Origin of the sequence: Streptomyces araujoniae (assembly GCF_050871195.1) — a bacterium.
GTDB classification, from domain to species: Bacteria; Actinomycetota; Actinomycetes; order Streptomycetales; family Streptomycetaceae; genus Streptomyces; species Streptomyces bacillaris.
On the sequence record NZ_CP194070.1, the window covers coordinates 5439994 to 5451165 of the forward strand.

Genomic DNA, 11172 nt, shown 5'->3' on the forward strand with positions numbered 1-11172 from the left:
CCGTACCGCCCTCTTCCGTGGGACGGGCTACAGCACCTTCGACAGGAACGACTTCGTCCGGTCGTGCTGCGGGTTGGTCAGGACGTCGCGCGGGTGGCCCGACTCGACCACCACGCCGTCGTCCATGAAGACCAGCGCGTCGCCCACCTCGCGGGCGAAGCCCATCTCGTGGGTGACGACCACCATCGTCATCCCGTCCTCGGCCAGGCCGCGCATGACGTCCAGGACGTCACCCACCAGCTCCGGGTCGAGCGCGGAGGTCGGCTCGTCGAAGAGCATCAGCTTCGGCTCCATCGCCAGCGCGCGGGCGATGGCGACGCGCTGCTGCTGGCCGCCGGAGAGCTGCGTGGGGTAGTTCTTCGCCTTGTCGCCGAGGCCCACCCGGTCCAGCAGCTTCTCGGCGCGGGCCCGGGCCACGGCCTTGGCCTCGCCCTTGACCTGGATCGGCGCCTCCATGACGTTCTCCAGGGCCGTCATGTGCGGGAACAGGTTGAAGCGCTGGAAGACCATGCCGATGTCCCGGCGCTGGAGGGCGACCTCGCTGTCCTTCATCTCGTAGAGCTTGTCGCCCTTCTGCCGGTAGCCGACCAGCTCGCCGTCGACCGAGAGCCGGCCGGCGTTGATCTTCTCCAGGTGGTTGATGCACCGCAGGAAGGTCGACTTGCCGGAGCCGGACGGGCCGATCAGGCAGAACACCTCACGCGGGGCGACCTCCAGGTCGATCCCCTTGAGGATGTGGGCTGCGCCGAAGGACTTGTGGACGCCCTCGGCCTTCACCATGGGGGTGGTCATGCGGAGACACCTCCGGAGGGCCGGTTGCTGAACCCGGCGAGGTTGGCCTTGACGCGCTGCCACGGGGTGAGCGGCAGCGAGCGCAGCGAGCCGCGGGCGTAGCGGCGCTCCAGGTAGTACTGGCCGACGCTGAACACGCTGGTCATCACGATGTACCAGATGGACGCGACGAACAGCATCTCCATGACGGCGTACGACGTGGAGCCGATCTGCGAGGTGGAGCGGAGCAGCTCGTTGTACGTGACCGCGTAGACCAGCGAGGAGGTCTTCAGCATGTTGATGAACTCGTTGCCGGTCGGCGGGATGATCACTCGCAGCGCCTGCGGCAGGACCACGCGGCGCATGGTCTTCGCCTGGGTCATGCCGAGCGCGTGCGACGCCTCGGTCTGGCCCTCGTCGACCGACTGGATGCCGGCGCGGCAGATCTCCGCCATGTAGGCGGCCTCATTCAGCGCGAGACCCAGCAGGGCGCACATGAACGGGGTCATGACGTCCGTCATCTCGTCCTTGTAGATGAACGGGATGTTCAGGATCGGGAAGATCAGCGCCAGGTTGAACCAGAGCAGCAGCTGTACGTAGACCGGGGTGCCCCGGAAGAACCAGATGTACAGCCAGGCGACCCAGCTGGTGACCGGGTTCTTCGAGAGCCGCATCACGGCCAGGACCACACCGAGGATCACACCCAGCACCATCGCGAGGATGCTGATCAGCAGGGTGCGGCCCGCTCCGGCGATGACGGTGCTGTCGAAGAGCTTGTCGCCCACCGCCTGCCACTGGATGTTGCCCTGCGAGAAGGCGTATCCGAGGGCGACGAGGAGGCCGATCACCACGACGCCGCTGATCCAACGGCCGACATGGCGGACGGGAATGGCCTTGATGTTCTCCGGGGCCGTGGTGGCGGCCTTGGAGACGGACACCTGGCCGGCCGGTGATGCGGCGGGTGCCTTGTCGAACTTGTCAGTCATCGTGACTGCCCTTCAGTGGAGCGTCCGGTCACTTGCCGCCGTTGATGGCGGCCTTGTCGATCGCTCCCGTGCCGGCGCCCCACTTGTCGAGCACCTTCTGGTACGAACCGTCGGCGATGATCGCGTCGACGGCTTCCTTCAGGGCGTCCCGCAGCCCGGTGTTGTCCTTCTTGACGGCGATGCCGAACGGGCCGGCGTCGATCTGCTCGCCGACGACCTCGAAGGCGTTGCCGCCGTCGGCCTTGCGGGCCAGGTCGACCGCGACCGGGTAGTCGTTGACCCCGGCGACCGCGCCGCCGGACTTGACCCGGGTCTGGGCCTCGGTGTCGTTCTCGAACGACTCGATCTTGATGGCCTTCTCGCCGCCGTCCGTACAGGTCTTGGACTGCTTCTTGAGGGCCTCCTCGTAGGTGGTGCCGCGCTGCACGGAGGCGGTCTTCCCGCAGAGGTCCTCGATGGACTTGATGTTCTGCGGGTTGCCCTTCTTCGTGTACACGGCGGTACCGGCGAGGAAGTAGTCGACGAAGTCGACGCCCGGGCCCAGCTTCTTGCCGGCGTCGTCCAGGCCCTCCTGGCGCTGCTTGTTGTCCGTGATGGACGACATGGCGATGTCGTGGCGGCCGGAGTTGAGGGCGGTGATCAGCCCGTCGAAGTTGCCCGAGGTGAACTCGAACTTCACGCCCAGCTTCTTGCCCAGCTCCGCGGCGATGTCGGGGTCGACACCCACGATCTTGCCGTTCTCGACGGACTCCATCGGGGCGTACTCGGCGTTCGTGCCGACCTTGATGACACCCGACTTCCGGTACTTCTCCGGCAGCTTCGAGAAGAGCGGGGCGCCGGCCTTGGTGGCGGTGCCGTCGCCGCTGCCCGTGGACGCGCTGTCGGTCTGGTCGCCACAGGCGGTGAGCAGCAGGGAGCCGGCGACCGCTATGGCGCCGACCGCCGCAATCCGGGACTTGGCGGTCTTGCGGCGCATGATGCTTGCGGTCATGTCGGGATCCTCCGGCAGGTGAGGGATGAAAGAGAGGGTGGGGGGCTTTCGGAGGCTTGGCACGCACCTTCGAGTGTCGGAACCTCGTTTGATGACGGCATCCTGCCATTCGGACAGGTCTGTTCAGGGGCCCAGCCATGTCAAAATCGGATAACGGGCAACACCCGAACTCGCGTGACCGATAGGTCTGGACCGGACCTTCTGTGGTGAACCGTCCGTGATGCCGAAGAATCTTCGGCACACCTCACCCTTCGGGCGGCATTTGTGCCGGTTTGCCGACTTGTCCAGATATTCGACTATGAGTCACGTCACCGCATCGGAATGGACTCGTGCGTAACAGGGTTGGTCCGGTAAGAAAGACGTTTACACCCCTCATCCGGGGCTCAGGGCGCGTGTGCGGCGCGCCCGCGCGTACGTACCTCACCCCGCCGGGGCGGGCCAACCGCCCGGTGCGGGGCGCGTACGCGGTGCCCGCCCACCCCTCCTCAACCAGGAGTGGCCACCCTCAAACGATGAAGACTTAAGGGGTCAACACCATGGCAGCGGAGATCGTCAATCCTCGCAGCGACAGCACGACCGACAGCGACATCCGGCGCGCGAGCGCCGCGGATGCGGAGACCGGGGCCGACGAGCCCTTCGATCCGGCCTTCGCCCTCCACCGGGGAGGGAAGATGGCCGTGCAGTCCACCGTCCCGATCCGCGACAAGGACGACCTTTCCCTGGCCTACACGCCCGGCGTGGCCAAGGTCTGCAGCGCCATCGCGGACAACCCCGAGCTCGTCCACGACTACACCTGGAAGTCCCAGGTCGTGGCCGTCGTGACGGACGGCACCGCCGTGCTCGGCCTCGGCGACATCGGGCCCGAGGCGTCCCTCCCCGTGATGGAGGGCAAGGCCATCCTCTTCAAGCAGTTCGGCGGCGTGGACGCGGTGCCGATCGCGCTCGCGACCACCGACGCCGACGAGATCGTCGACACCGTCGTCCGGCTCGCCCCCTCCTTCGGCGGGGTCAACCTGGAGGACATCTCGGCGCCCCGGTGCTTCGAGATCGAGCGCAAGCTCCAGGAGCGGCTGGACATCCCGGTCTTCCACGACGACCAGCACGGCACGGCCGTCGTCACCCTCGCCGCCCTGCGCAACGCCGCCAAGCTCTCCGGGCGCACGCTCGGCGATCTGCGCGGTGTGATCTCCGGCGCGGGCGCGGCGGGCGTGGCCATCGCCAAGTTCCTGCTGGAGGCGGGCATCGGCGATGTCGCCGTGGCCGACCGCAAGGGCATCGTGAGCCGGGACCGGGACGACCTGACCGACGTCAAGCGCGAGCTGGCCGAGCTGACCAACCGGGCCGGGATCTCCGGCTCGCTGGAGCAGGCGCTCGCCGGTGCGGACGTCTTCATCGGCGTCTCCGGCGGTACGGTGCCGGAGGCGGCGGTGGCGTCGATGGCGCCCGGCGCGTACGTCTTCGCTATGGCCAACCCGAACCCGGAGGTCCACCCCGAGGTCGCGCACAAGTACGCGGCCGTGGTGGCGACCGGGCGCTCGGACTTCCCGAACCAGATCAACAACGTGCTGGCGTTCCCCGGCATCTTCGCCGGTGCGCTCCAGGTCCGGGCCTCCCGGATCACGGAGGGCATGAAGATCGCCGCGGCGAACGCGCTGGCGGATGTCGTGGGCGACGAGCTGGCGGCGGACTACGTGATCCCCTCCCCGTTCGACGAGCGGGTCGCGCCCGCCGTGACGGCCGCGGTGGCCGCCGCCGCGCGGGCGGAGGGTGTGGCCCGGCGCTGACGTTGCGCGTGCCTGTACGTGTGAGGGGGCGGGGTCCGGTGGGTACGGGCCCCGCCCCTTCCGCGTTCAGCCTCGCGGGCCCTCTCTCAACCCTTCCGGCGTTCGAGGAGCGGGGCCCGAACCACCAGCCCCTGTGGCGATCGAGCAGCGAGGTCCGGGGCAGCGCCCCGGGAGCTCCGCTCCTCAATCGCCTCAGGGGCTGGAATGTTGGTGTGCGTCACACGCGGATGCGGTTACGCCGTCGCCCCGCCCCGCCTATCGTCGAGCCATGTTCGCCGCCTACGCAGCCCGTATCGACCCCGACCGGCCCCTCGACGGACTGGAGCTGGGTGAGCGCCCCGCACCGCAGACGCGTGCCGGGTGGAGCACCGTCACCGTCCGGGCCGCCTCCCTCAACCACCACGACCTCTGGTCGCTGCGGGGCGTGGGGCTCTCGCAGGACCGGCTGCCGATGATCCTCGGCTGTGACGCCGCGGGCGTCGACGAGGACGGCAACGAGGTCGTCCTGCACTCCGTCATCGGCCAGTCGGGCCACGGAGTCGGGCCGAAGGAGCCGCGCTCCATCCTCACCGAGCGCTATCAGGGCACCTTCGCCGAGCAGGTCTCCGTCCCCACCTGGAACGTGCTGCCCAAGCCGGAGGGGCTCTCCTTCGAGGAGGCCGCCTGTCTGCCGACCGCCTGGCTCACCGCGTACCGGATGCTCTTCACCAACGCCGGTGTCCGGCCCGGCGACTCGGTGCTCGTCCAGGGCGCGGGCGGCGGGGTCGCCACCGCCGCGATCGTGCTCGGGAAGGCCGCCGGACTCCGGGTCTTCGCCACCAGCCGCGACGAGACCCGGCGCAAGCGGGCGGTGGAACTGGGCGCCCTGGAGGCGTACGAGCCCGGGGCGCGGCTCCCGCAGCGGGTGGACGCCGTCATCGAGACCGTCGGGGCCGCCACCTGGTCCCACTCGGTGAAGTCGCTCCGCCCCGGCGGCACCCTCGTCATCTCCGGGGCCACCAGCGGCGACCGGCCCTCGCACGCCGAGCTGACCCGGATCTTCTTCCTGGAGCTGAAGGTCGTCGGCTCCACCATGGGGACCAAGGACGAGCTGGAGGACCTGCTCGCGTTCTGCGCCACCACCGGCGTGCGGCCGGTCATCGACGAGGTGCTGCCGCTGGACCGGGCCCGTGAGGGGTTCCAGCGGCTGGCCGACGGCGAGCAGTTCGGGAAGATCGTGCTCCGGCCGACGGAGTAGCCCCCCGAATTCACCGCCGCACCATACTTGAACAAGTGTCAGCTCTGCTGATGGGATGCCGCCCATGCGTATGGGCAGAGCACTCATAGCACTTGTCGTCGCGTCCGTCCTGGCGGCGGGGGCCCTCGCCCCCGCCGCCTCGGCGCACCCCGCACCCACCCGGGCCGCCGGCCCGTCGACGTACGAACGCGCCGTCCCGCCCCTCACCGACAGCCGGGGCCGCACCCTCACCCTGCGCGGCTGGAACGTCGAGGACAAGGCGAACCGGGGCGAGGCCGCGCTCAGCGCCATCACCGAGCGCCACTTCCGCGACCTGCGGGCGGGCGGGTTCAACTTCGCCCGGCTGCTGGTCTTCTGGGACGACCTGGAGCCCCGGCGCGGGCAGTACAGCGAGCGCTACCTCCGGAAGATCGAACGCATCCTGGACTGGGCGCACCGGCACCGCATCCACGTCCTCATCGACGCCCACCAGGACGTCTTCGGGCCCGCGTTCGGCCACCGGGGCATCCCGGAGTGGGCCACCAGGACCGACGGGCTGCCGTTCACCCCCGACCCCGACGACTGGTTCTCGGAGTACTTCCAGCCCGCCGTCCAGCGGGCCTTCACCCACCTCTACGAGGACCCCGACCTGCAACGCGCCCAGGCCGCCATGTGGCAGGTCCTCGCCGAACGCTTCCGCCACCACCCGGCCGTCATCGGCTACGACCTGATCAACGAGCCGATGGGGGAGCTGCGCGAGGGCGAGGACCTGGCGACCGCCGCCCGCCGCATCGAGGCCCAGCACCTCACCCCGATGTACAACCGGCTCGCCCGCGCCGTCCGCGCGAAGGACCGCACCACCTGGCTCTTCGTCGAGCCGACCCCGATCGTCGGGGAGGGCGTGCCCACCGGCCTCGGCCGGATCCACGACAGCCGGACCGTGTACGCCCCGCACTTCTACAACACGGCCATGGAGGCGGGCGCCGACTACGACCCGGACGCGGGGTGGATCGAGGCGTACGAGGCCGCCGTCACCGCCTATCCGGCCCAGTACGGGATGCCCGTGGTCGTGGGGGAGTGGGGCCCGCTCAACAACTCCCTCCCGAACATGGGCCGTTTCTACCGCGAGGCCGTCGCCTCCCTGAACCGCTACAGCTCCGGCTGGGCCGGGTACGTCTGGTGCTACGGCGGCGGCTACTGCGCGGTGGACGAGCGGGGCCGCTTCCGTACGAACAAGGAGCGGACGGCCACCCCGTACGCCCCCGCCGTCGCGGGCACGGTCCGCTCCGACACCTACGACCCGGACCGCCGCTCCTACCGCCTCGCCTACCGGGCGGCCGCCCGCCCCGGCCTCACGGAGCTGTCGCTGCCGCCCTCCGCCAAGGGCTGGCGGGTCTCCGTCACCGGGCGGGCCGCCCAGGTCGTCGGCAGGGCCCCGTACGGTGGCCGGGTGGCCGTCCTGGCGTGGCCCGGAGCGGAGGTGGTGGTCACCGTGCGGGAGGCTGGGCCGCATGGATGAACTCACCGCACCTGAAGGGTTTCTGCTCCGGCCCTGGCTCCCCGCCGACGCCCCCGCCGTCCTGCGTGCCTTCGAGCCGGACGAGATGGGCCGCCAGACGGACCGGCCCGTCTTCGACCTCGCCGGCGCGCTGGTCTGGATCGCGGAGCGCACGCGCGAGCGCGGGGCCCGGACCGACTACTCCTGGGCCGTCGTGGGGGAGAAGGGCGAGGCGCTCGGCTGCGTGGCCCTCCAGGACATCAACCGGATCCACGACACGGCCTGGGTCTCCTACTGGACCGCGGAGAGCGCCCGCGGCCGGGGCGTCGCCTCCGCGGGCGTACGGGCGGTGGCGCGCTGGGCGTTCCGCCGGCAGGGGCTGTACCGGCTGGAGCTGGGCCACCGTACCGACAACCACGCCTCCTGCCGGGTCGCCCGGCGGGCCGGGTTCGCGACCGAGGGCATCGAGCGGAGCAGGCTGCGCTACGGCCGCACCCGGTACGACGTCGAGCGGCACGCCCGGCTGGCCGACGATGCCGCCGACGGTGACTGACGGGGGCACGCGAAGGCGGGGTGGGGCGGTTGGGCGGTGAGGCGGGCGTCGGGCCTCGTGCGGCTCCGGTGGGGCCGTCGGGCCCCGTGCGGCTCCGGTGGGGCCCCGCGCCGACGGCCGGACACGACCGGGGGCGGGGCCCGTACGCAACGGGCCACGCCCCCGGTCGTGTCCTTGCTCCTTGGCTCAGCCGTCCTTCTTCCCGTCCGTCTCCGGCGGGGTCAGCAGCGCCTCGATGCGGGTCGCCGCCGCGCCCAGGTGGTGGCGGGCCTCGGCCAGCTGGGCGTCCGTCACGCCGTGGTCGCGGGCCGCGTCCCGGACCGTGTCGCGGAACCGGTCCAGCAGACGGTCCAGGTCGCGGGCCGGGTCGTCCGTGGCCGGGACGTCCTCAGCCCAGTCGGGGGCGTGGCCGGTCTCCGGGGCCCCGGCCTCGCCGGCCGCCTCCGCGTCGGCGGACCAGGGCCTGCCGAACGTGGACCAGCCGCCGGAGCGGGCGAAGCCGCCGAGCTGACCGGTGATCTCGGCCAGGCCCTCCCGTACACCGGAGGGCCAGTCGCCCCGGGTGAAGTGCTCCTGCACCTGACGGGCGGCATCCCGCACCTGCTCGCGCGCCCGGTCCTGGGCCTCCTTGGCCTGGCGGCGGGCCTGCTGGGCCTCCTCGCGGGCCCGGCGGGACTCGTCCTTCGCCCGGCGCGCCTGCTCCTGCCACTCCTCCTTGGCCCGGCGCACCTCCTCCTTGGCCGCGCGCCACGCCTTGCTGTCCGCGAGGTCGCCCAGATTCCCGAAGTCCCCGAAGTCGCCCAGGTCCCCGAAGGGGGAGGACTGCTTGTCCCGGTCCGTAGGGGACTCCGAGGCGGCCGCCCGCATGTCGCTGCGGAGCCGGCCCGCCGCCCCGCGCACGTCGTCGCGGATCTCGGCGGCCAGTTCGGCGAGGGAGTCGCGGATCTCCAGCTCCAGATCGGCCAGTTCACCGCTGCGGCCCGCCAACTCCTCGCGTCCCGCGTCGGTGATCGAGTAGACCTTGCGGCCGCCCTCGGTGGCGTGCGTGACCAGCCCCTCGGCCTCCAGCTTGGCCAGCCGGGGGTAGACCGTGCCGGCGGAGGGGGCGTACAGGCCCTGGAAGCGCTCCTCCAGCAGCCGGATCACCTCGTAGCCGTGGCGCGGGGCCTCGTCCAGGAGCTTGAGCAGATACAGGCGCAGTCGGCCGTGCGCGAATACGGGGGCCATGTCAGAGAACCTTTCCGGTCGGCTCGGCACCGTGGACGGCGTCCTCGGCCGGGGGCCTGCGCAGCAGGGCGATCGAACCGGAGACGGTCGTCGCCTTCAGGGTCCCCGTCCCGGCGCCCAGCGTGCCGGTGATCTTCTTCGCGCCCCACTGCCCGCCGACCCGCAGGTCCTCGAAGGCGTTGGAGACGGCCCCGCTCGCGGTGTTCGCCTCGACCCGGGCGTCCGCCGGATGCGGCAGCCGGATCGCGATCTCGCCGGAGACCGTGGTCAGCCGGATGTCGGTGGGCCGGTCCGCGGCGACGGCCGAGGGCTCGACGTCGAGCACCATGTCCCCGCTGATCGACTCGGCCCGGACCGAGGCGCCCGCCCCGTCCACCACCGTCAGATCCCCGGCCACCGAGTGGAAGCGCAGGTCCCCGGTGACGCCCTGGGCCTCCAGGCTGCCCGACACGGAGTCCCCGCGGACCGCCCCGCTCAGCCCGACCAGGGTGATGTCCCCCGTGATGCCCCGGACGTCGGTGCGGCCCTCGATCCCGGAGACGACGGCCCCCGCCCCGACCACGCCGACCTCCACCGAGGCGGCGGCGGGCACGGTGAGCGAGACGACCGTGCTGCGGCGGCGCCCGCCGGGGTCGAGCCAGCGCAGGAGGTCCTGCCAGGGGAGGTCCTCGTACGCCACGGTCAGCCGGCCGTCCTCGTACGTCACCAGGAGCGGCGGGCCCTCGACGGCGGAGACCTCCAGCCGGGCGCCCGGCTCGTCGGTGCCGACCACGTTGACCGTGCCGCCGACCACACGTACCTGCAGGGCGGTCACCGGGTCGTCGAAGGCGAGCTTCTGCGGCTCGGCGACGGTCCGCTTCGACACAGCCATGGATGGGACCTCCCGGAGAGGATCATGACGCAACATATCGCGTCTCGTGAAGAACACGATATATCGCGGATGAGGGAAGTCAAGGGCCATCGACGAGCGCCTCAGGTGACCAAAAGGCATCGAACATGGGCAAATTGCCCTAGCGTGTGGCCTATGAACGCGACATCCACCGGGGCGCTCCTGCTCTGCCGTGCCGACCCCGGGACCGTACGGCCGCTCGCCCACCTGCTGCGCGAGCAGATGCTGCTGACGCGCGCGGGCGAGGAGTGGAGCGTTCTCGTACCGGAGGGCAAGCCCTGGCGGGACACCGGACCCTCCGGCGGCGATCCCGAACCGGTCGACCGGGTCCTCGGCGGCTGGGCCACCGCCCTGGCCGTCGGTTCCCCCTGGCCGGTGCTCGCCCTGTGGTGGGACGCCGACCGGGCCGGCTACACCCTCGCCGCCGGATTCCGCCGCACCGTCGGCTACGTCTGGCTCGCCGACGGCACCCCGGTGGGCGAGGACGAGGCGATGCGCACCTTCGCGGCCCGCCTCGGACTCGACCCCGTACTGGACCTCCAGGCGCTGGAGGAGCTGACCCGGCCCGACCCGGACGCGGACGCCGGGGCGCGGCTGCGCGGGCTGCTCGCGGTGCTGACCCGGACGGGGCTCGTCCTGCCCACCGGACTCGGTCCGGGGGAGAGCGCCGACCGGCTGCGCAGCGTCGCGGCGGTGCAGCGCGGGGCGGAGCGCGTCGAGTGGGCGGGGTGGCGCGACGCCGTACGGGCCGAACTCGACGCGGTCGAGAGCAGCAGCCTCGGCCCCTGGGTGCGCGGCCCCCGGGCCCGGGCCGTCGCCGCCGCCCAGCTCGCGGCCGGGCTCCCGTTGCTCCTCTGGGGCGCCCGACGGCGCAGCGGGGGCTGGGCGACCGCCGGAGCCCTGCTGTTGGCTCAGGGCGCGCTCGGGCTCGCGTACCACCGGGCCAGGGCGGCTACGGAGACGCGCTGACCGGACGTGTGCCCGGCCCCCTCGGGCTCACGCGTCCTCGTCGTCCTCGTCGTCCAGCCGGGCCAGCCAGGTCGCCAGGCGCTCGACCGGCACCTCGAAGTCGGGGTTGAGATCGACGAACGTACGCAGCTGCTCGGCCAGCCACTCGAAGGTGACCTCCTCCTCGCCGCGCCGCTTCTCCAGTTCCTCGATGCCACGGTCCGTGAAGTACATGGGAGAAGGATATCCAGCGGGGAAACGCCGGGGACCCGGCCCCGCGACAAGCGCGGAACCGGGCCCCGGGTGTTT

Annotated in this window: 11 protein-coding genes; 5 read left to right on the forward strand and 6 right to left on the reverse strand. The window is 71.6% G+C overall.

Annotation, left to right across the window (positions count from 1 at the left end):
- Positions 1 to 27: 27 nt before the first annotated feature.
- The 3 genes from ACQ9ZG_RS23605 to ACQ9ZG_RS23615 are packed head-to-tail and all read right to left on the reverse strand — an operon-like array spanning position 28 to position 2748.
- Positions 28 to 792, reverse strand: coding sequence for an amino acid ABC transporter ATP-binding protein (locus ACQ9ZG_RS23605; RefSeq protein ID WP_018492124.1), 765 nt, complete (start codon positions 790 to 792; stop codon positions 28 to 30).
- Entirely contained in the window at positions 789 to 1757 is a 969-nt protein-coding gene (locus ACQ9ZG_RS23610) for an amino acid ABC transporter permease (RefSeq protein WP_099220457.1), read from the reverse strand. Before ACQ9ZG_RS23610 ends, ACQ9ZG_RS23605 begins: the two co-directional genes overlap by 4 nt.
- A gap of 28 nt (positions 1758 to 1785) precedes the next feature.
- The gene (locus ACQ9ZG_RS23615; protein WP_018492126.1) at positions 1786 to 2748 is read right to left on the reverse strand and encodes an ABC transporter substrate-binding protein; all 963 of its coding nucleotides are present in this window, start codon (positions 2746 to 2748) and stop codon (positions 1786 to 1788) included.
- 536 nt (positions 2749 to 3284) lie between these two features.
- On the opposite strand from ACQ9ZG_RS23615, the gene ACQ9ZG_RS23620 reads away from it, so the two are divergent.
- From ACQ9ZG_RS23620 to ACQ9ZG_RS23635, 4 genes are all read left to right on the forward strand, one after another.
- Positions 3285 to 4532, forward strand: coding sequence for an NAD(P)-dependent malic enzyme (locus ACQ9ZG_RS23620; protein ID WP_018492127.1), 1248 nt, complete (start codon positions 3285 to 3287; stop codon positions 4530 to 4532).
- A 268-nt stretch (positions 4533 to 4800) separates the two neighbouring features.
- Positions 4801 to 5769, forward strand: coding sequence for a zinc-binding dehydrogenase (locus ACQ9ZG_RS23625; protein ID WP_028416333.1), 969 nt, complete (start codon positions 4801 to 4803; stop codon positions 5767 to 5769).
- Positions 5770 to 5833: 64 nt separating this feature from the next.
- Complete coding sequence (locus ACQ9ZG_RS23630; protein ID WP_109915044.1) at positions 5834 to 7267, forward strand: cellulase family glycosylhydrolase; 1434 nt, start codon at positions 5834 to 5836, stop codon at positions 7265 to 7267.
- Positions 7260 to 7799, forward strand: a complete 540-nt coding sequence (locus tag ACQ9ZG_RS23635; protein WP_499281204.1) for a GNAT family N-acetyltransferase — start codon at positions 7260 to 7262, stop codon at positions 7797 to 7799. The genes ACQ9ZG_RS23630 and ACQ9ZG_RS23635 overlap by 8 nt, the downstream gene beginning before the upstream one ends.
- A gap of 186 nt (positions 7800 to 7985) precedes the next feature.
- Here the strand turns inward: ACQ9ZG_RS23635 and ACQ9ZG_RS23640 are convergent, their stop codons facing one another.
- Positions 7986 to 9026 (reverse strand): PadR family transcriptional regulator, encoded by a 1041-nt coding sequence (locus tag ACQ9ZG_RS23640; RefSeq protein ID WP_499281205.1) that lies wholly within the window; start codon positions 9024 to 9026, stop codon positions 7986 to 7988.
- A 1-nt stretch (position 9027) separates the two neighbouring features.
- Positions 9028 to 9897: a DUF4097 family beta strand repeat-containing protein gene (locus ACQ9ZG_RS23645; RefSeq protein ID WP_181398430.1), complete on the reverse strand. Its 870-nt coding sequence runs from the start codon at positions 9895 to 9897 to the stop codon at positions 9028 to 9030.
- A gap of 153 nt (positions 9898 to 10050) precedes the next feature.
- On the opposite strand from ACQ9ZG_RS23645, the gene ACQ9ZG_RS23650 reads away from it, so the two are divergent.
- The gene (locus tag ACQ9ZG_RS23650) at positions 10051 to 10884 is read left to right on the forward strand and encodes a hypothetical protein (RefSeq protein ID WP_386698127.1); all 834 of its coding nucleotides are present in this window, start codon (positions 10051 to 10053) and stop codon (positions 10882 to 10884) included.
- Positions 10885 to 10911: 27 nt separating this feature from the next.
- On the opposite strand, the gene ACQ9ZG_RS23655 is transcribed toward ACQ9ZG_RS23650, so the two are convergent.
- The gene (locus ACQ9ZG_RS23655; RefSeq protein WP_003966321.1) at positions 10912 to 11097 is read right to left on the reverse strand and encodes a DUF6104 family protein; all 186 of its coding nucleotides are present in this window, start codon (positions 11095 to 11097) and stop codon (positions 10912 to 10914) included.
- Positions 11098 to 11172: the final 75 nt, after the last annotated feature.

Bases quoted from the DNA above. Each gene is read 5' to 3' on its own strand.
- ACQ9ZG_RS23605 (WP_018492124.1), bottom strand. From the start codon at position 792: ATGACCACCCCCATGGTGAAGGCCGAGGGCGTCCACAAGTCCTTCGGC.
- ACQ9ZG_RS23630 (WP_109915044.1), top strand. From the start codon at position 5,834: ATGCGTATGGGCAGAGCACTCATAGCACTTGTCGTCGCGTCCGTCCTG.
- ACQ9ZG_RS23635 (WP_499281204.1), top strand. From the start codon at position 7,260: ATGGATGAACTCACCGCACCTGAAGGGTTTCTGCTCCGGCCCTGGCTC.
- ACQ9ZG_RS23610 (WP_099220457.1), bottom strand. From the start codon at position 1,757: ATGACTGACAAGTTCGACAAGGCACCCGCCGCATCACCGGCCGGCCAG.
- ACQ9ZG_RS23625 (WP_028416333.1), top strand. From the start codon at position 4,801: ATGTTCGCCGCCTACGCAGCCCGTATCGACCCCGACCGGCCCCTCGAC.
- ACQ9ZG_RS23620 (WP_018492127.1), top strand. From the start codon at position 3,285: ATGGCAGCGGAGATCGTCAATCCTCGCAGCGACAGCACGACCGACAGC.
- ACQ9ZG_RS23615 (WP_018492126.1), bottom strand. From the start codon at position 2,748: ATGACCGCAAGCATCATGCGCCGCAAGACCGCCAAGTCCCGGATTGCG.
- ACQ9ZG_RS23650 (WP_386698127.1), top strand. From the start codon at position 10,051: ATGAACGCGACATCCACCGGGGCGCTCCTGCTCTGCCGTGCCGACCCC.
- ACQ9ZG_RS23645 (WP_181398430.1), bottom strand. From the start codon at position 9,897: ATGGCTGTGTCGAAGCGGACCGTCGCCGAGCCGCAGAAGCTCGCCTTC.
- ACQ9ZG_RS23640 (WP_499281205.1), bottom strand. From the start codon at position 9,026: ATGGCCCCCGTATTCGCGCACGGCCGACTGCGCCTGTATCTGCTCAAG.
- ACQ9ZG_RS23655 (WP_003966321.1), bottom strand. From the start codon at position 11,097: ATGTACTTCACGGACCGTGGCATCGAGGAACTGGAGAAGCGGCGCGGC.